Here is a 17,723-nt window from a genome sequence, read left to right as displayed (position 1 = left end):
GTCTGAAGTGATACGGATTGAATACCGCGTATCGACAGATGAGAGCGTGGATCTATCTGAAAATTGCCGCATCACGCGTTTGAACAATGCGGAGATCTCAATGCGACTTGCCCCGCGTGGGTGGCCGCGGGGACCGGCTGGGGGCAGAGCAGCAGCAGGCGCATCAGCGCGGCCTGCCGGCGGGTCCCGGTCTTCTCGAACAGGCGGCGCAGATGCGCGCGGGCCGTGTGCAGGGTGATCCGGCGCCGGGCCGCGCTCGCCGCGAGGTCGTTCCCGGCCAGGATGTCGGTGGCCAGGGCGGCCTCCGCGGGGGTGAAGCCGAACTGATCCTGCAGCGCGCCCGGATCCGGCAGCGGCGCGGAATCCGGGTCGATGATGCGCAGGAGCACGGTGTTCCCGGGGATCGCGCAGGCGGCGATCAGGAGCGTGCCGGTCTCGCCCACCAGGCGGATCGAGCCGCCGGCGCCGACCGCGCAGCGGGCGATGAGCCGGCCGAGCGCCGCGCCGTGCTCGGGCGTGGCGCTGCACAGGCACCCGTTCCGAAGGCGCAGCAGGCCCCGGCGGATCAGCGCCTGCGCGGCGCCGTTCAGGAAGAAAGGGTGGCCGGATCGGTCGGTCACGGCGATGCCCTGCTCGAAATGGTCGATCAGCCAGCAGAGCGCGGCCTCCACCGGGACCGCCTCGCGGGCGGATCGCGGGGCGCCGGACCCGCAGGCCGGGTTCAGGTCTCGGTCGGTCAAGGCAATCATGCGCGACCCCCGTCGGAGCGGTAGAGCTGACGCGATGAAGAACCCGCGTCGCCGCGCACATATTCCCGGGCGCCGGCAAAATTCGTCATTTCGGCCGGGCGGTCCGGTCGCGGTACAGCGCGACGAAGCTCCGCAAGTCCCGGGCGTTGAGGTCCGACACCGCCCAGTAGGTGAGGTCGCCGGCGCTCCAGCGCTCGATGAACGTCCCGTCGCGGCGCTCCTCGCCGGCCGGCGCATCGCCGGTCGCGGGAACCACGGTGACGCTGATCACGTGCCGGTCGTGGCGGTAGACCAGGGTCGGCACCGGCTTGCCGTCGACGATGTCGATCCGGCCGCCGGCCAGCGGGTAGCCCCGCTCGGAGAGGTCGGGGGCGTCGGGGGCGATGATCGTGCGGCCGTTGAACCACGGCTTGACCACGTGCCCGTCGGAGGAGGCGATATCGAAGGGCTGCGGCGCGGCGAGGCCGCGCAGGTGGCCTGCCAGGACGGCGTCGGCCGGTCGCGACGGGGCCTCGGCGGTCCCGAGGGGAACGACCCCGCCGAGCGACGCGCCGACGGCGATCCCGGCCACCAGCGTCGCGGCGAGCGCCGGCCAGGAGCCGAGCCGGGCGCGGCGAGGCTCCGGATCCGCGAACCCGATCCTCTGGACGATCCGGGCGCGCAGGCTCTCGGGGGCCGGCACCTCCGCGAGGGTCGCGCGCACGGCGCCCGAGAGGCTGCGCAGGCGCTCGGCCTGGGCGCGCAGATCCGGCTCGGCGGCGAGGCGGCGCTCCATGGCCAGGACCTCGCCGGGCGACAGCGCGCCGTCGACATAGGCGCTCAGCAGCAGGAGGGTTTCGTCGTCGCCGGTCATCGCCCGTCCTTCGCGAGCCGTTCGAGCAGGTGCTGGCGCGCCCGCGCCAGGCGGGACATCACGGTCCCGATCGGCGCGCCCGTCACCTCGGCGATCTCCCGGTAGCCGAGACCGTGATATTCCCGCAGGACCAGCGCCTCCCGGAACGGGACCGGCAGGGCCTCGATCGCCCGGCCGAGCCGCCCGGCCTCGTCGTGGGCGATGAGGGCGGCCTCGGGGGTCTCCGGCGCCTCGGCATGCAAAGTCCCGGCATCCAGGGCGGCCCGGGCCTCCGGGGCGAGGTCCTCGGCGAAGATCACCGCGCGGGGCCGGTGCCGCTGCAGCCAGGAATAGCCGGTGTTGCGGACGATGGTCAGGAACCACGCCCGGGCGTTGCCCTCCGCGAAGGTCTCGATCGCCCGGTAGGCGCGCAGACACGCCTCCTGCATCACGTCCTCGGCGTCGGTGGCGTTGCCGGTGAGCCAGTGCGCGAGCCGGTAGCCCTCATCGAGGCGGGGCAGGACCAATTGGCTGAAACGCGCACGGGCGAGCGTCGTCATGCGCCGCCGCCCCCCGGATCGATCGCTCGCGCCGCCATCGGCCGCTCACCCCGCAGCTCCGCGCCCCGGAATGAGAACCGTCCAGCCGCCCCGGATATTCCCGGGACCGGCGAAAATTCAGGCGTCGAGCCCGAGCATCAGCCCGAGATTCTGCACCGCCGCCCCGGAGGCGCCCTTGCCGAGATTGTCGAGGCGGGCGACCAGCACCGCCTGCCGGTGCTCGGACGCGCCGAACACGCGCAGCTCCAGCCGGTCGGTGTCGTTGAGTGCCTCGGGCTCGATCTTCTCGCTGCCCTCTCCGGTCACCACCTGGACCAGCGGCTGGCCGGCATACCAGTCGCGCAGGGCCGCCTCCAGATCGGTGGCCGCGGGCTTGCCCGGCAGCGCGTCGAGGTGGAGCGGCACGCTCACCAGCATGCCCTGGCGGAAATTGCCCACGGACGGCACGAAGATCGGCCGCCGGGTCAGGCCGCTGAACCGCTGCAGCTCCGGCACGTGCTTGTGGGCGAAGCCGAGGCCGTAGAGCAGGAACGGCGCCGCGCTGCCCCGCTCGTAATCCTCGATCATGCTTTTGCCGCCGCCGCTATAGCCGCTGACCGCGTTGACGCTGATCGGGAAATCCGCCGGGATGAGGCCGGCCTCGACCAGGGGGCGCAGGAGCGCGATGCCGCCGGTCGGGTAGCAGCCGGGATTGGCCACGCGCCGGGCGCGGGCCACGGCGGCGCCCTGCTCCCGGGTCATCTCCGGGAAGCCGTAGGTCCAGCCGGGGGCGATCCGGTGGGCGGTGCTGGCATCGAGGATGCGCGGGCCGCCGCCGGGCAGGCTGTCGGCCAGCGCCACCGTCTCCTTGGCGGCCTCGTCCGGCAGGCACAGGACTGCCAGGTCGACCTCGGCGAGCAGCGCCCGCTTGGCCTCGGGATCCTTCCGGTGCTCGGGCGCGATGCTGCGCAGGGTGACGCGGCCGTCGCGCTCCAGGCGCTCGCGGATGCCGAGGCCGGTGGTGCCGGCCTCGCCATCGATGAACACGATGGGCCGCGTCGCTGCTTCGCTCGCCATGATCCGTCTCGCAGGCCAGAATCACACCCGGCCGTTACGCCCCGGAGGTGGCGCCTGCGGGCGGCGCTGTCAACGCCACGTCAGGTCGGCAGGCGGCCGTCGGGCGAGTAGCGGTCGATCGCCGAGGGCAGCTCGCGGGACAGGCGCGACAGGAGCGCCGCCCGGCTGAGCCCGGTCTGCTGGGTCAGGTGGTCGAGGGTCTCGGGGCCGATGGCGCGCTCGAGATCGGTCTCGGGGATGTCGCGGTTGGTGCCGTGATTGATCCACGAGGTCGCGGTCTCGCCGTGCCCGCCCTTGGTGAAGTGATCGACCAGCTCGCTGAGGCCGTTGGCGATCAGGCCGCCGACCCCGGCCGAACCGGCGCCGCCCAGCAAGCCCCCGAGGCGGGCGAAATTGTCGGTGCCGCCGCTCGCGGTCGTGGGATTCGGCACGGACGGGACCGGGGACGGGCTGGTCCCGTGATCGTGGCCCTTCAGCAGCTCGGCGAGCTTGTCGCGGTTCTGGTAGCCGGCCAAAGCCAGCAAGCCCAGCAACGCGGTCATCGAGGGGTAACCCTTGCTCATGGCGTGTCCTCTCTGGTGTCCGCCTGTCTGGCTTGGGGCGCGGACCTCGGTCGGCGGATCGTCCCGGGGCCTGCGCGCGGTGTCAGCGGGGGCGGCGCGACGGGGCCGCGGACCGGCCGGCGACGCGGCGGCTGACATAGGCGATCAGCTTCGGCAGGACGAAGATGGTGAGCAGCTTGCGGATCATCGGTGTTCTCCGTGGTTGTCGGCGGAGGGAGCGGCCGGGCGGACGCTCCCGTGGTTCACGTCAGGTCGGGCGGGTCATTTCCTGCCGGCGACGGAGTCGACGACGCTCTTCACGCCGTCCTTGGCCTCGCCGACCGTGCGCTGGCCCTCGCCCTTGAGTTCCTGCGCCTTGCCCTCGACCACGAGCTTGTCGTTGCCCGTGGCCTTGCCGGCGGCCTGCTTGACGTTGCCCACGGCCTCGTTGGCTAGGCCCTTCAGCTTGTCGGTGGTGCTGCTCATCGTGGCGCTCCGGTTGGGGTGGAAAGGTGGATCCTGGGAACCCCCGCGCCGGGCGCGGGGGTCGCGGGGATCAGGCGCGGCGGGTGGCGTAGGACTCGGTCAGGGTCTCGACCTTCGGGGCGCCGAGGCGGCCGCCCAGGAAGGCGGCGATCGCGCCCAGAATCAGAGCGAGGGCGGCGTAGAAGGCGCCCTGCGTGGCGGCCGACTTCGCCGCGACGGCGGCGGCCTCGGCCTTCTGCTTGGCGGTGGCGACCGCCTGGTCGTACTGCTTCTCGTAATCCTGGATCTGCTGCTTGGCCTGGTCGACCGGGATGCCCTGCGCCTTGGCGAGCGCGTCCGCGGCCCGGGCCTCGGCCTGCTGCTTCTGGGCCGGATCACCGGTCAGAACCGCGCGCACCGCCGCCACGGCCGCATCGCGCGCCGCCTGCGGATCCTGGCCCTGCGCCTGCTGGCGCACGGTCTGCTCGATCCCGTCGATCGGGTTCGAGATCTTCGACAGGGACGGCGCCGCCGCCTGGGCCGCCGTCTGCACGGTGCCGCCGACGAGGTTGCCGGCGCCGCCGAGCGTCGTGGCCACGCCGTTGAAGGCGCCGCCGACGATCCCGCCGACCGCCGAGGTCAGGAGGTAGAGGACGACCAGGGTGGTCACCGACCAGGAGACCAGCCCGTGCAGGCCGGCGGCGCCGCCCACGGGCTTGCCCGAGAGCCGGCCGGCCAGGAATCCGCCGATCAGCGAGGCGACGATGCCGGAGGCCACGAACCAGATCCCGGCGCTCATCGACAGGGTCGAGGCGGCCGGGTTGTCGGCGGTGTCCATGCCCACGCTGGACAGCCCGATGCCGACGCCGAGCAGGTTGAGGATCACCTGCGCCACCAGCGCCGTGGTGGCGCCCGCGAAGATCGCACCCCACGACACCTGGTGGAGGAGGACGGTGCGCGTGTCGCTCGTATGAGCGAGCGGCGCGGTCGAGAGGCTGGGGGAAGCGGTCACTGGGGGACTCCTGGTCGTCGTGAGAGAGTGGCCGGCGCTCAGCGGCGGCGGGCGTGCATCAGCAGGGCGAGGCCGTAGCCGACGGCGCCGGCGATCAGCAGCGCGACGATCGGGCTCTCCTCGACCTGCTGGGCCACGACGCGGGTGCCCCGGCGGGCGTAGTCGCCGGCATGCTCGTAGGCGTCCTCGGCATAGTGGCCGGCCTCGTCGGCGACGTGCCGGACGGTGTCCTTGGCCTGGCCGTAGAGGTTCTCGGCCGAGCCCTGCGCCTCGCGGAAACGGCCTTCGACCGAGTCGCTCTTCGAGCCGGTGAGGTCGCCCACGGCGCCCTGCGCCTTGCCGACGAATTCCTTGGCGGCTCCCGTCACGCGATCCGTATCAACCATGGTGTCTCTCCTGCTGGACTGGTGCGGTGGGTGTGCGCCGCTCGGCCCGGTCTACGCGTGGTGCGAGATCCCGGGTTTCGCGTCGGACTTCTGCGAAGAGTAAGGAGCCCGGTCCTTCGCGGCGTCGCCGGTCGATGGGCCGATGGCTCTGGTGGGTGAACCCGGCACCGGACCGGGGGTTGCCCCGGGACGGCGTCGACTTCGAAATTCAGGTTTCTCGCGGTCTCGTCTTGGCTGAGCCGCAGATGGGGTCTGTTTTGTTCAGATCAATGGTACGTTCGTACCGGTATTCCTCGACTTATGTACTAGCTTCCCGCGTGGTGAAGCCGTTGTCCCGGCCCCAGACGATCACCTCGGTGCGCTTGTGGACCCCGAGCTTGCGGTAGAGGGCGGCGGCGTGGTTGCGCACGGTGTTGCGCGACAGGTTCAGCCGCTTGGCGATGGCCTCGTCCGACAGGCCGGCGCAGACCAGGCCGAGGATCTGGCGCTCCCGGACCGTGAGGCTCTGCACACCCTCGTCGGCGCTGTCGCGCCCGGGATGCCGCAGGCCAGCGAGCTTCTCGATCAGGCCGCGGCTGAACCACGAGGTATCGGCCATCACGGTCTCGATCGCGGTGAACAGCTCGCGCTCCGAGCGCTTGCGCTCGGTGATGTCCTGGAGCACCGCCAGGACGTAATCGTCCTCGCCGATCACCACCCGCTCGGCCGAGACGAGGCAGTCGATCTCGGTCCCGTCCTCGTGCCGCATGCAGGTCTCGAGGCCGAGGACGTAGCCGGCGCGCCGGACCGTGGCCTCGAACTTCGCCCGGGCGGCATCCGAGATCCACAGGCCCATCTCCTCGGCGGAGCGCCCGACGGCCTTGTCCTGGCCGTAGCCGAAGATCCGCGGGAAGGCCTCGTTGACGGCCGTGACGGTGAAGCCGTCGGCCCGGGCCAGCAGCGTCGGCACCGGCGTCATCCGAAACGCGGTGGCGAAGCGCGACTCGCTCTGGCGCAGGGAGGTCTCCGCCTTCTTGCGCAGCTCCAGATCCGCGAAGGTGAAGAGCATGCACGGCTCCTCGCCCATCTCGATCGGCTGGCCGGCCACGATGACGAAGCGGGAGCCGCCATCCGGCAGACGCAGGCAGGCCTCCATCTGCGGGACGGTCTGGCCGGCATTGAGCCGCGTCACGGCGAGCTCGCGCTGCTTGGCCTCGGCCAGCACGTCGACCTCGTAGACGCTGCGCCCGATCACCCCGTCGCGGGTGTAGCCGGTCATCTCCAGGAAGCCGGCATTGACCTTGACGTGGCGCAGGTCGGACAGCCGGGTGATCACGGCCGGCGCCGGGTTGGCGTTGAAGGTCTTCTCGAACCGCTCCTCGGCCTCGAATTGCGGCGTGACGTTCTGCAGGATCAGCGCGAGGCAGCTCGGCTGCCCGGCCCGGTCGGTGGCGACCAGGCTGCGCAGGGAATGGACGAAGGCGACGTCGGGCCGGTCGGTGCGCACCACCTCGACGATGACGTCGTGGAAGGTCTCGCCCCGGACCACCCGCTCGATCGGGTAATGCTCGGGCGGCCGGTTGTTGCGGTAGCGGACGGAGAACCGGTCCCGGTAGGCGTCGACGGTCTCGCCGAGCTCCTCCAGGCTCTCGGCGCCGTGCATGGCCAGGGCGGCGTCGTTGGCCCAGGTGATCGTCTGGTCCGGCTCGACCAGGATCACGCCCTCGGTCAGGCCGGCGATGATCTGCCTCAGCTCGTGTCTGTCGACGCCCGCGGTCACGGTGGTTCGTCTGCTCCGCCTGATGCGACCCGGACTGGATCGGCGGCGGGTAACAGGCGACGGGACCGGAGGTTCCCTTGTGCGCAATCGGTCTGCTGGTATATTTTACTTAGGTCAGTAATCGGGTGTCGTGGTGCGGGGGCTTACGGTCTCGGCTCCGATCATCCGGCCCCGCGCCGTCATCGCGATCATCGCGAAGCGACCCGGCCTGGCGGGCCCGCTCCGGACGCGGCGGATTCCTGGGTTGCTCCGGGCGTGCGAGGACGGTCGGGCTGCGACGGCCGTTCAGGCGGAACCGACGGCGCTACGGCGCTGCGCCGACCAGCAAGCTCTGCAGCGCCGCGAAAGCCCGCTTGGCCACGGCCTCGGGCGGCTCATGCTCGAGCCGATCGTTGAAGACCTCCAGCCCGACCGGCCCGCGATAGCCGATCGCGGCGAGCTTTCCGACGAGGCTCGCTAGCGGCAGGCGCCCCTCGCCCGGGAGGAGGCGCGCGTGGCGGGCTACCTCCCGGTAGTCCGACGGCTGCACCGGGCCCGCGACATCGCAGACCTGCACCAAGAAGATCCGCTCGGGCGGCACGTCGCCGAGGATGGCCGGCGTCTCGCCGCGGACGAAGAGGTGGTAGCTGTCGACCACCAGGCCGGCATGGCGCGGATCGAGCTCGCGGATCGTCGCCCAGGCCTGGACCAGCGACGGGTTGACCGTGCTCCAGGCCATGCCCTCGTAGGCGATCCGGAGGCCCCGGCGGCGGGCCTCGTCCACCAGCCAGACCAGATCCTCGGTGATGCGGGCCGGATCGCAGTCCGGGTCCGTGGAGGCGGGCACGAGCAGCGTCCCGGCGCCCAGAGCCGCCGCGGTGTCGAGCAGGGTCAGCGCCTCGTTCCGCTTGGCGGCGCGCTTGTCGCCGGGTGCCCCGTCGAAATCGAGCAGCACCTGGTAGTCGGTGAGGCCGAGGCCGAGGGCGGCGACACGGGCGCGCAGGCCCGCCGCCCCGTCCTCGGCGCGCTCCACGTCGGAGGACCAGAGCTCGACCTGATCGAAGCCCGCGGCCCGGGCGGCGCGCAGCTTCTCCTCGGGCGATCCGCCCAGCAGCACGGTGTTGACGAAGCGGGGCCCCGGCAGCGGCCCCGCCGCGGAGGCGCGCCCGACGGCAAGGCCGAGACCGAGACCGGTGGCGAGGGCACGGCGTCTGTTCATCCGGATCAAGGCTCCAGGTGCGGCCGACGGCGTCGATGACGGACGACCGATCTGACACGTCGATCTGGCCCGGAGCTGAGCCCACCCCGACCGATGGCCGCCGAACCCCGCCCCGCGGTCCGTGGCCGGCCAACGAAAAAGGGCGGCTCCCGCAGGAACCGCCCGTCTCCGAACCGTCGATGAAGCCGCGGATCAGCGCTTCGAGAACTGGAAGCTGCGGCGAGCCTTCTTGCGGCCGTACTTCTTGCGCTCGACGACGCGGGCGTCGCGGGTGAGGAAGCCCTCACGCTTGAGCGGGGCGCGCAGCTCCGGCTCGTAGTAGGTCAGCGCCTTCGAGAGGCCGTGGCGCACGGCGCCGGCCTGACCCGAGAGACCGCCGCCGGCGACCGTGACGTTGATGTCGTACTGGTCGACGCGGTTGGCGATTTCCAGCGGCTGGCGCAGGATCATGCGCAGCACCGGGCGGGCGAAGTAGACCTCGACCGGGCGCTTGTTGATCGTGACCGTGCCCTTGCCGGGCTTGATCCAGACGCGGGCGACCGCGTCCTTGCGCTTGCCGGTGGCGTAGGCGCGGCCCTGGGCGTCCAGCTTCTGGACGTGGACCGGGGCCTCGTTGGCGGGGTCGACCGCGCCGGTATTCGCCCGGTTGAGGTCGGCGAGGGACTGCAGGGTCGCCATGATCAAGCGCTCACGTTCTTGCGGTTGAGGGCGCCGACGTCGAGCGCTTGCGGCTGCTGGGCGACGTGCGGGTGCTCGGCGCCCTTGTAGACGCGGAGGTTGCCGAGGATCTGCCGGAAGAGCGGGCCGCGGGGCAGCATGCGCTCGACGGCCTTCTCGACGACGCGCTCGGGGAAGCGCCCTTCGAGGATGAACTTGGCCGTACGCTCCTTGATACCGCCCGGGTAGCCGGTGTGGTAGTAGTAGCGCTTCTGGACGTACTTGCGGCCGGTGAACTTCACCTTGTCCGCGTTGACGACAATGACGTGGTCACCGCAATCGACGTGGGGCGTGTAGGCGGCCTTGTGCTTGCCGCGCAGGCGCATGGCGACGATCGAGGCGAGACGGCCAACGACGAGGCCCTCCGCGTCGATCACGATCCACTTCTTGTCGACCTCGGCGGGTTTCAGCGAGGTGGTCTTCATGGCGAGATCCCAGGGTTCCGACGCGACGGGCACCGACGGATCGGGGCGCCGACAGCATCGGGGTGCCGAAAAACGAGCCGCCGCGTGGGGGGCACGCGGCGGCGACGGCCGGTGGATAGCCGGGCGCGCCCGGCGCGTCAACCGGGAAAATCGAAATCCTGAAAATGTGTTCTTTCCGAAAGGCTTAGCGTTAGCGGTATCATGATACCGCGCCGGTCAGTCCGGGCGCTTGCCCCGCTCGGCGATGGTGAGCCGCTGGACGCCGCGGCCGGCCAGAACCGGCTTCTTCGCGCTGAGGATGCGCGAATTCACCCCGGTCCAGCCGATCTCCCCCGAGAGCCGGCCGTACTCGATCTTCGGGCAGCGGTTCATGATCACCGTGACGCCCCGCGCCTCGGCCCGGGCGGCGGCCGCGTCGTCGCGCACGCCGAGCTGCATCCAGATCACCTTGGGCAGCGGATCGAGGGCGAGCGCCTCGTCCACGAGCGGGCCCGCGGCGGCGGAATTGCGGAAGATCTCGACCATGTCGATCGGCTCCGGGATGTCGGCGAGGGCGGCCACCACCCGCCGCCCGAGCAGGTCCTGCCCGGCGAGACCCGGATTGACCGGCGTGACCGCGTAGCCCCGGTCGATCAGGTATTTCAGCACGATCCAGCTCGGGCGGGCCGGGTTCGCGGAGGCGCCGACCAGCGCGATCGTGCGCGTGTCGTTCAGGATCTTGCGGATCTGCGCCTCGGGATAGCGCGCGTGCCGGGCGGCGAAGTCCGGCCCCGGCCCATCGATGTCGCTCGTCTCGTGCATGTCGCGGATCCGCTCCCGCCGCATCATCGCAAGGCCGGCGGCCGTGCGGGCTCCCATCTCTATAGCCGCCAGACCGTATGCCCCAGCGCCCGGAACGCGTCCGGGTCGTAGAGCGACTTCACGTCCACGATCAGGCCCCCGGGCCTGAGCCGGGCGGCGATGTCTTCTGGGGGGCGCTCGGCATAGTCCCGGTGCGGCACCGCCACCACCACGGCGTCGACCCGATCGGGCAGGTCGGCCCAGTCGACCAGATCGATGCCGTACTCGGCCCGGGCCTCGTCCTTGCGGGCGCGGGGATCGTGGACCGAGACGGCGCAGCCGAACTCGGCCAGCTCCCGGACCAGGTCGGCGACCTTGGAATTGCGCAGGTCGGAGCAATTCTCCTTGAAGGTCAGGCCGAGCACGATGACCTTCGCACCCCCGGCGCTGCCACCCTCGTGTGCCCCTTGCCGGACGATCAGCTTGACGGTCTTGCGGGCGACATGGGCGGCCATGCTGTCGTTGATCCGCCGCCCGGCCAGGATCACCTGCGGGTGGTGGCCGACCATCGCGGCCTTGTGGGTCAGGTAATAGGGATCGACCCCGATGCAGTGGCCCCCGACCAGCCCCGGGCGGAACGGCAGGAAGTTCCACTTGGTGCCGGCGGCCCGCAGCACCTCCAGGGTGTCGAGGTCGAGCTTGTCGAAGATCTGCGACAGCTCGTTCATCAGCGCGATGTTCAGGTCGCGCTGGGTGTTCTCGATGACCTTGGCGGCCTCCGCCACTCGGATCGACGAGGTCGCGTGGATCCCGGCCGCGATGATCGTCCCGTAGAGGGCGGTGAGCCGTTCCAGGGTCTGCGGGGTGTCGCCGGCCACGATCTTCACGACCTTGGCGAGGCTGTGCTCCCGGTCGCCGGGATTGATCCGCTCGGGCGAGTAGCCGACCCAGAAATCCGCCTTCCAGCGCAGGCCGGAATGCTGCTCCAGCACGGGGACGCAGACCTCCTCGGTGGCGCCGGGATAGACCGTGGATTCGAACACCACGATCGCCCCGCGCCGCATGTGCCGCCCGACCAGCGCCGAGGCCTCGATGAGCAGGCGGAAATCCGGACTTTGGGCGTCGTCCACCGGGGTCGGCACCGTGACGATGATCACGTCGGCCTCCGACAGGGCGGTCGGGTCGTCGGTGATCGCCAGGCGGGTCGCGGCCCGGAACGCGGCCGGCTCGATCTCCCCGGCCGGGTCGATCCCGTCCCGGTAGGCCGCGACCTTGGCGGGGGCGCGCTCGTAGCCAATCGTGCGCAAGCCCTGCCCGAAGGCCAACGCGAGGGGGAGCCCGACATAACCGAGGCCGACGATGGCCAGGCAGGTCGTTTCGGAGGGGGTGACGTCCATCGGTGATGCCGTGCGGGGCGCGTGCAGCCCGGACCGGGTCATACCCGCTCGCGGCGGGTTTCGGTATGCGGGTACTGTTGGTGGTGCCACGGTTGCAGGATGAACCACCTTGTCATTCCGGGGCGCCGCAGGCGAGCCCGGAATCCAGATCCGCCGCCGACGCAAGACCTGGAGCCATCAGTGGTTATGGATCCCGGGCTCCGCTGCGCGGCCCCGGGATGACAGGGTGAAGGCTCGGGCGTCGGTGAGACTTCCGAACCCTCGGGGCAAAGCCGATGTCCATCTGCGCTTGTCTCCTACGGGAATGGAGACAAACCCTCACCCCACCGACATCCGCAGCGGCGGCTCCACCTCCGGGGGGAGCGGCGAGACGTAGCCGGCGGCGCCGACCCGGCGGGCGAGGTCGGCCTTGGCGGCCTCGCGCAGGGCGGGATCGGTGAGCGCCAGGGCGCCGGTGGCGGCCATCGCCTTGGCGACCTGGACCATCGCCTTGTGGGCGGCCGGGCTGCGCCCCTGGGCGACCACCTGCCAGGTGTGGAACGGCGTGCCCACCGCCACGGTCGGCGCGTGGGCCTGCACGGTCGGCACCACCCAGCTCACGTCGCCGACATCGGTGGAGCCCACCGCCGGGTTGCGCGGGGCGTCGAGCGGCACCAGGAAATCGGCCAGCGGCGCCTCGGTGCGCGGCAGCCCGATGGCGCGAAACACGGCATCGATGTCGCCGTCGCTGAGCGTGGACCGGATCTCCGTGGCGAAAGCCCGGTCGGCCGCATCGAAATGCGGGGGGCCGAGTTCCTCCATGACCCCGTGGAGCGCCCGCTCCAGCGGGTCGTTGCCCAGGAGGTTCGACACGGCGCTGACGATCCGCACCTCGACGCTGGTCTCGGTCATGAGCGCGGCGCCCTCGGCCACCTTCTTCACCCGCTCGACCAGGGCGAGCATCCCCGGCAGGTCCCGCGCCCGGATCGAGTAGCGCACCTTCGCGCTCGCCTGGACGACGTTGGGGGCGATGCCGCCAGCGTCGAGATAGGCGTAGTGCACCCGGGCGTCGGAGGGCATGTGCTCGCGCATGTAGTTCACGCCGACGCTCATCAGCTCCACCGCGTCCAGCGCCGAGCGGCCGAGATGCGGCGCGGCCGCCGCGTGGGCGGTCCGGCCGGTGAAGATGAAATCCGCCCGGGTATTGGCGAGCGCCACCGGGGGCGCCACCTCCCAGAAGCTGCCCGGGTGCCAGGAGATCGCGATGTCGGCATCCGCGAAGGCGCCCGCCCGGACCAGGAACGCCTTGGCGGCCCCGCCCTCCTCGGCCGGGCAGCCGTAATAGCGCACGCGGCCGGGGGTGCCGGTCTCGGCGAGCCAATCCTTCACGGCGGTGGCGGCCAGCAAAGCCGCCGCACCGAGGAGGTTGTGGCCGCAGCCATGGCCGTGGCCGCCGGCCTCCACGGGCCGGTGCTCGGCGACGCCCGCCTCCTGCGACAGGCCCGGCAGCGCGTCGTACTCACCCAGGAAGGCGATGACCGGACCGCCCTCCCCGGCCTCGCCCATCACCGCGGTGGGGATGCCGGCGACCTGCTCGGTGACGCGGAAGCCCTGGTGGCGCAGCTCCGCCGCGTGCTCGGCGCAGGAGCGCGTTTCCGTGTAGCAAACCTCCGGCATGCCCCAGACGCGCTCCGAGAGGGCGATCAGCCGCTCCTTCTGCGCGTCCACGTGGCGCCACACGGTGTTGCGGTTGTCCATCAGGTCGTCTCCGAGCGTGTCTCGCGCCGATGCGCACCACCATAGCGAGTGCCGCACCCTGCATGTCAGACGGTTCCCGGTCTGGTCGCTCGGCCGATCCTCCCACCGTCATCGCGAGCGCAGCGAAGCGACCCAGGGATCCGCCACGGCCCAAGATCGCGCGCTGCCCTGGGTTGCTTCGCTGCGCTCGCAATGACGGGGAAGGCCATTCGAGATCTTCAACCGGAATCCGTATCGAGCCCCGTCATGCAGGCCCGGGGCCAAGCTGCCGAGCCCCGGCGACGACGTTTCGCTCCAAGCGTAACTGGCGCGCCCCTTGCCAAGAGCCTTGCGAAAGCCGCACCCACAAGGATGCTGTGCGGGTCGCGGCGACAATCAGGGATCGATGCATGGACGAGCGGGATCTGCGCGGGCTCATCGGGCGGGTGAAGTCCGGGGACCTGTCACGGCGCGGCTTCGTGCAGCGGATGCTGGCGGCCGGGCTCTCCGCGCCGCTGGCCGGGCTGATGCTGGCCGAGAACGGGGTGGCGATGGCCGCCGATCTCCGGGCCGCCTACAAGCCGGCCAAGGCCGGCGGCGGCGGCGCGCTGCGCCTGCTCTGGTGGCAGGCGCCGACCCTGATCAACCCGCATTTCGCCATCGGCACCAAGGACCAGGAGGCCTCGCGGATCTTCTACGAGCCTCTGGCGGCCTGGGACCCGGACGGCAACCTCGTGCCGGTGCTCGCCGCCGAGATCCCGTCCAAGGAGAATGGCGGGCTGGCCGCCGACGGCCGCTCGGTGGTCTGGAAGATCAAGCCCGGTGTGGCGTGGCACGACGGCAAGCCGCTCACCGCCGACGACCTCGTCTTCACCTGGGCCTATGCCCGCGACCCGGCCACCGCCGCGGTGACGATCGGCTCCTACAAGGATTGCAAGGTCGAGAAGATCGACGACCTCAGCGTCCGGATCCTGTTCGACAAGCCGACGCCGTACTGGAGTGATGCCTTCGTGGGCACCGTGGGCATGATCCTGCCCAAGCACCTGTTCGCCGCCTATACGGGCGCCAAGTCCCGGGAGGCGCCCCAGAACCTCGCGCCCGTGGGCACCGGCCCGTACCGGTTCCTCGAATTCCGGCCCGGCGACATCGTCCGCGGCGAGCGCAACCCGACCTACCACCTGCCGAACCGGCCGTATTTCGACAGCATCGAGATGAAGGGCGGCGGCGACGCCGTCTCGGCGGCCCGGGCCGTGCTCCAGACCGGCGAGTACGACTACGCCTGGAACCTGCTCGTCGAGGACGAGGTGCTCAAGCGCCTGGAGACCGGCGGCAAGGGCCGGGTCGACGTCGTCTACGGCGGCAAGCTCGAATTCCTGCTGCTCAACGCCACCGACCCGAACGTCGAGGTCGATGGCGAGCGCTCCTCGCTCAAGACCAAGCATCCGGCCTTCTCCGACCCGAAGGTCTGCCACGCGATGAACCTCCTGGTCGATCGCAAGTCGATCCAGGACTACATCTACGGCCGCACCGGCCGGGCCACGGCCAACTCGGTCAACGGCCCGGAGCGCTTCGTCTCGAAGAACACCAGCTTCGCGTTCGATCCGGCCAAGGCCAACGCGCTCCTCGACGAGGCCGGCTGGAAGAAGGGCTCCGACGGCATCCGGGCCAAGGACGGCAAGCGGCTGAAGCTGCTGTTCCAGACCTCGATCAACGCCCCGCGCCAGAAGACCCAGGCGATCATCAAGCAGGCCGCCGCCAAGGCCGGCATCGAGATCGAACTGAAATCGGTCACCGGCTCGGTGTTCTTCTCCTCGGACACCGCCAACCCGGACACGTTCCCGCATTTCTACGCGGACATGGAGATGTACGCGATCAGCATGACCCAGGCCGATCCCTCGACCTGGCTGCTCCAGTACGTCTCCTGGGAGGCCGCCACCAAGGAGAACAAGTGGCAGGGCCGCAACATCTCGCGCTGGCGCAACGCCGAGTACGACGCGGCCTACAACGCCGCCCAGTCCGAGCTCGACCCGGTCAAGCGCGCCGCCCTGCTGATCAAGGCCAACGACCTCGCGGTCTCGGAGAACATCCTGCCGCTGATCCACCGGGCCGAGGTCTCGGGGGCCGCCGCCAAGCTGGTGGCGCCGCGCAGCGGCTGGGACAACGACCTGTCCTTCCTGCCGGATTGGAGCCGGGAGGCCTGAGCGGGAGCCGCGCGCCGAGAATCGAGGCACAACCATGGGCGCCTACATCCTGCGCAGGCTGCTGATCGCGATCCCGAGCCTGCTTGGGATCAGCCTGATCCTGTTCGTCGTCCTGGCGCTCGCGCCGGGCGATCCGTTCGGCGAGCTCGCCGCCAACCCAAACGTGCCCCCGGAGGTGCGCGCGGCCCTGCGCCTGAAGTTCGGCCTCGATGACCCGATCTTCACCCGCTACCTGCGCTGGCTCTGGGCGATGCTGCACGGGGATTGGGGGTTCTCCTTCGCCAGCCGGGTCAACGTCGACACGCTGATCCTGCAGCGGCTGCCCACCACCCTGTTCGTGGTCGGCTCCTCGCAGATCCTGGCGCTGCTGGTGGCGGTCCCGGTCGGCCTCTACGCCGCCCGCCGGCCCTACTCGCTGGCCGACCAGGTCGCCAACACCCTGGCCTTCGTCGGCTTCTCGCTGCCGACCTTCTTCACCGGCCTGCTGTTCATCCTGCTGTTCTCGATCAAGCTCGGCTGGCTGCCCTTCGTCTACCAGGCCGACCTGCCCGGCACCGGCCTGGCCTGGGCCTGGGAGAACGTCCGCCAGGCGATCATGCCGGTGGCGGTTCTGGGCTTCTTCCAGGCCGCCTCCTACACCCGCTACGTGCGCGCCTCGGCGCTGGACGTCGCCCGCCTCGACTACGTCACCACCGCCCGGGCCAAGGGGCTCACCGAGGGCACGGTCACCCGCCGGCACATCGCCCGCAACGCCCTGATCCCGGTGGTGACGCTCGTCGCCCTCCAGATCCCGGCGGTGTTCGGCGGCGCCATCGTCACCGAGCAGATCTTCCGGATCCCCGGCATCGGCTCCCTGCTGATCGACGCGATGCTGGCCAACGACACCCCGGTGGTGATGGCCGTGACCTTCGTGTTCGCCGGCCTCGTCGTCCTGTTCAACCTCGTCGCGGACCTGCTCTATGGCTGGCTCGACCCTCGCATCGCCCTCCGTTGAGGCGCCCCCCCTCGCCCGCGCCCCGGCCTCGCCCGGGCGGGAGACCTGGCGGCGCTTCCGCCGGCACCGGCTGGCGCTGGCGAGCGTCGCCGTGCTGGCGGTGCTGGTCGGCGGCGTGCTGTTCGGCGGCCTGATCTGGCCGCTGGCCATCGACGACATCGACTTCTCCGCCCAGCTCCAGGGGCCGTCCTGGGCGCACCCGTTCGGCACCGACGATCTCGGCCAGGACCTGCTCGCCCGGATGATCTATGGCGGCCGGATCTCGCTGGCGGTGGGCTTCGCCGCCATGGCGGTGGCGAGCCTGATCGGGGTCGTGGTCGGGGCGCTCGCCGGCATGTCGCGCCGGATGCTCGATCCGGCGCTGATGTGGCTGACCGACCTGTTCCTGTCCCTGCCGCAGCTGCCCTTGCTGCTGCTGGTGATCTACCTGTTCCGGGACAGCCTGAAGGCCGTCTTCGGCGTCCAGGGCGGCGTCTTCCTCATGATCGTCGCGGTGATCGGCGGCCTGCGCTGGATGCCGGTCGCCCGGCTGGTGCGGGCCCAGTTCCTGACGCTCCGCGAGAAGGAGTTCGTCGAGGCCTCCCGCTCGCAGGGCGCCACCACCGGGCACCTCGTGCGCCGCCACATCCTTCCGAACGCGCTGGGCCCCGTGATCGTGGCCGCCTCCATCGAGGTCTCGGCGGCGATCATCGCGGAATCGACCCTCTCGTTCCTCGGCCTCGGCTTCCCCCCGGACATCCCGACCTGGGGCCGGCTGCTGTTCGACGCCAAGGACCATCTCGACGTCGCCCCGCACTGGGCGCTCTTCCCCGGCGGCGCAATTTTTTTGACGGTCCTGTCGATCAACTTCATCGGCGACGGCCTGCGCGACGCCCTCGACCCGCGGCGGGTGCTGTGACGTGGGGCGTTCTGCCTGGGGATCTCCCACCCGACC

The 17,723-nt window shown here is 70.9% G+C and carries 18 protein-coding genes; 3 read left to right on the top strand and 15 right to left on the bottom strand.

The annotated features are described in order from the left end of the window. Nucleotides 1-71: 71 nt before the first annotated feature. The 15 genes from LGR69_RS19515 to LGR69_RS19445 form a co-directional block, all read right to left on the bottom strand. Complete coding sequence (locus tag LGR69_RS19515) at nt 72-749, bottom strand: helix-turn-helix transcriptional regulator (protein ID WP_230367048.1); 678 nt, start codon at nt 747-749, stop codon at nt 72-74. A gap of 85 nt (nt 750-834) precedes the next feature. After that, on the bottom strand, nt 835-1,602 hold the full coding sequence (locus LGR69_RS19510) for an anti-sigma factor family protein (RefSeq protein WP_230367047.1): 768 nt from the start codon (nt 1,600-1,602) through the stop codon (nt 835-837). Then, nucleotides 1,599-2,141 carry a sigma-70 family RNA polymerase sigma factor gene (locus LGR69_RS19505; protein WP_230367046.1) on the bottom strand — a complete coding sequence of 181 codons (543 nt, stop codon included), beginning with the start codon at nt 2,139-2,141 and terminating at the stop codon, nt 1,599-1,601. The genes LGR69_RS19510 and LGR69_RS19505 overlap by 4 nt, the downstream gene beginning before the upstream one ends. A 117-nt stretch (nt 2,142-2,258) precedes the next feature. Then, nucleotides 2,259-3,197, bottom strand: a complete 939-nt coding sequence (gene argC / locus LGR69_RS19500; RefSeq protein ID WP_230367045.1) for an N-acetyl-gamma-glutamyl-phosphate reductase — start codon at nt 3,195-3,197, stop codon at nt 2,259-2,261. A gap of 80 nt (nt 3,198-3,277) precedes the next feature. Next, nucleotides 3,278-3,760 carry a YidB family protein gene (locus LGR69_RS19495; protein ID WP_230367044.1) on the bottom strand — a complete coding sequence of 161 codons (483 nt, stop codon included), beginning with the start codon at nt 3,758-3,760 and terminating at the stop codon, nt 3,278-3,280. 261 nt (nt 3,761-4,021) lie between these two features. Continuing rightward, complete coding sequence (locus LGR69_RS19490) at nt 4,022-4,225, bottom strand: CsbD family protein (protein WP_007565845.1); 204 nt, start codon at nt 4,223-4,225, stop codon at nt 4,022-4,024. 70 nt (nt 4,226-4,295) lie between these two features. Further along, the gene (locus tag LGR69_RS19485; protein WP_007565846.1) at nt 4,296-5,216 is read right to left on the bottom strand and encodes a hypothetical protein; all 921 of its coding nucleotides are present in this window, start codon (nt 5,214-5,216) and stop codon (nt 4,296-4,298) included. Between the two features lie 38 nt (nt 5,217-5,254). Next, nucleotides 5,255-5,602, bottom strand: a complete 348-nt coding sequence (locus LGR69_RS19480) for a CsbD family protein (RefSeq protein ID WP_007565848.1) — start codon at nt 5,600-5,602, stop codon at nt 5,255-5,257. Between the two features lie 298 nt (nt 5,603-5,900). Next, nucleotides 5,901-7,361, bottom strand: coding sequence for a helix-turn-helix transcriptional regulator (locus LGR69_RS19475; protein WP_050734896.1), 1,461 nt, complete (start codon nt 7,359-7,361; stop codon nt 5,901-5,903). A 304-nt stretch (nt 7,362-7,665) separates the two neighbouring features. Next, nucleotides 7,666-8,559: a sugar phosphate isomerase/epimerase family protein gene (locus LGR69_RS19470; RefSeq protein WP_230367043.1), complete on the bottom strand. Its 894-nt coding sequence runs from the start codon at nt 8,557-8,559 to the stop codon at nt 7,666-7,668. A 192-nt stretch (nt 8,560-8,751) separates the two neighbouring features. Further along, nucleotides 8,752-9,237, bottom strand: coding sequence for a 30S ribosomal protein S9 (gene rpsI / locus LGR69_RS19465; protein WP_007565853.1), 486 nt, complete (start codon nt 9,235-9,237; stop codon nt 8,752-8,754). Nucleotides 9,238-9,239: 2 nt separating this feature from the next. Then, nucleotides 9,240-9,701 (bottom strand): 50S ribosomal protein L13, encoded by a 462-nt coding sequence (gene rplM / locus LGR69_RS19460; RefSeq protein WP_007565855.1) that lies wholly within the window; start codon nt 9,699-9,701, stop codon nt 9,240-9,242. A 216-nt stretch (nt 9,702-9,917) separates the two neighbouring features. Continuing rightward, nucleotides 9,918-10,502, bottom strand: a complete 585-nt coding sequence (locus LGR69_RS19455; protein WP_047170888.1) for a CoA-binding protein — start codon at nt 10,500-10,502, stop codon at nt 9,918-9,920. 59 nt (nt 10,503-10,561) lie between these two features. Beyond that, on the bottom strand, nt 10,562-11,878 hold the full coding sequence (locus LGR69_RS19450) for a nucleotide sugar dehydrogenase (RefSeq protein WP_230367042.1): 1,317 nt from the start codon (nt 11,876-11,878) through the stop codon (nt 10,562-10,564). Nucleotides 11,879-12,196: 318 nt separating this feature from the next. Continuing rightward, entirely contained in the window at nt 12,197-13,615 is a 1,419-nt protein-coding gene (locus LGR69_RS19445; RefSeq protein ID WP_007565858.1) for a M20 family metallopeptidase, read from the bottom strand. A 389-nt stretch (nt 13,616-14,004) separates the two neighbouring features. Here LGR69_RS19445 and LGR69_RS19440 point away from each other — a divergent pair, with 389 nt between their 5' ends. The 3 genes from LGR69_RS19440 to LGR69_RS19430 are packed head-to-tail and all read left to right on the top strand — an operon-like array spanning nt 14,005 to nt 17,687. Next, the gene (locus tag LGR69_RS19440; protein WP_230367041.1) at nt 14,005-15,795 is read left to right on the top strand and encodes a peptide ABC transporter substrate-binding protein; all 1,791 of its coding nucleotides are present in this window, start codon (nt 14,005-14,007) and stop codon (nt 15,793-15,795) included. A gap of 34 nt (nt 15,796-15,829) precedes the next feature. Then, a complete protein-coding gene (locus tag LGR69_RS19435; protein ID WP_007569395.1) occupies nt 15,830-16,789 on the top strand; it encodes an ABC transporter permease in 960 nt (319 codons plus the stop codon). Next, nucleotides 16,755-17,687, top strand: a complete 933-nt coding sequence (locus LGR69_RS19430; RefSeq protein ID WP_230367040.1) for an ABC transporter permease — start codon at nt 16,755-16,757, stop codon at nt 17,685-17,687. The genes LGR69_RS19435 and LGR69_RS19430 overlap by 35 nt, the downstream gene beginning before the upstream one ends. Nucleotides 17,688-17,723 lie beyond the last annotated feature (36 nt).

Origin of the sequence: Methylobacterium brachiatum, from assembly GCF_020523825.1 — a bacterium.
Classification (GTDB): Bacteria; Pseudomonadota; Alphaproteobacteria; order Rhizobiales; family Beijerinckiaceae; genus Methylobacterium; species Methylobacterium brachiatum.
This window is presented reverse-complemented; position numbering and strand designations above follow the sequence as displayed.

Coding starts and splice junctions, on each gene's coding strand:
- LGR69_RS19515 (WP_230367048.1), bottom strand. CDS start 749: ATGATTGCCTTGACCGACCGAGACCTGAACCCGGCCTGCGGGTCCGGC.
- LGR69_RS19440 (WP_230367041.1), top strand. CDS start 14,005: ATGGACGAGCGGGATCTGCGCGGGCTCATCGGGCGGGTGAAGTCCGGG.
- LGR69_RS19445 (WP_007565858.1), bottom strand. CDS start 13,615: ATGGACAACCGCAACACCGTGTGGCGCCACGTGGACGCGCAGAAGGAG.
- LGR69_RS19510 (WP_230367047.1), bottom strand. CDS start 1,602: ATGACCGGCGACGACGAAACCCTCCTGCTGCTGAGCGCCTATGTCGAC.
- LGR69_RS19455 (WP_047170888.1), bottom strand. CDS start 10,502: ATGCACGAGACGAGCGACATCGATGGGCCGGGGCCGGACTTCGCCGCC.
- rpsI (WP_007565853.1), bottom strand. CDS start 9,237: ATGGCGACCCTGCAGTCCCTCGCCGACCTCAACCGGGCGAATACCGGC.
- LGR69_RS19430 (WP_230367040.1), top strand. CDS start 16,755: ATGGCTGGCTCGACCCTCGCATCGCCCTCCGTTGAGGCGCCCCCCCTC.
- rplM (WP_007565855.1), bottom strand. CDS start 9,701: ATGAAGACCACCTCGCTGAAACCCGCCGAGGTCGACAAGAAGTGGATC.
- LGR69_RS19490 (WP_007565845.1), bottom strand. CDS start 4,225: ATGAGCAGCACCACCGACAAGCTGAAGGGCCTAGCCAACGAGGCCGTG.
- LGR69_RS19470 (WP_230367043.1), bottom strand. CDS start 8,559: ATGAACAGACGCCGTGCCCTCGCCACCGGTCTCGGTCTCGGCCTTGCC.
- LGR69_RS19435 (WP_007569395.1), top strand. CDS start 15,830: ATGGGCGCCTACATCCTGCGCAGGCTGCTGATCGCGATCCCGAGCCTG.
- LGR69_RS19505 (WP_230367046.1), bottom strand. CDS start 2,141: ATGACGACGCTCGCCCGTGCGCGTTTCAGCCAATTGGTCCTGCCCCGC.
- LGR69_RS19450 (WP_230367042.1), bottom strand. CDS start 11,878: ATGGACGTCACCCCCTCCGAAACGACCTGCCTGGCCATCGTCGGCCTC.
- argC (WP_230367045.1), bottom strand. CDS start 3,197: ATGGCGAGCGAAGCAGCGACGCGGCCCATCGTGTTCATCGATGGCGAG.
- LGR69_RS19480 (WP_007565848.1), bottom strand. CDS start 5,602: ATGGTTGATACGGATCGCGTGACGGGAGCCGCCAAGGAATTCGTCGGC.
- LGR69_RS19495 (WP_230367044.1), bottom strand. CDS start 3,760: ATGAGCAAGGGTTACCCCTCGATGACCGCGTTGCTGGGCTTGCTGGCT.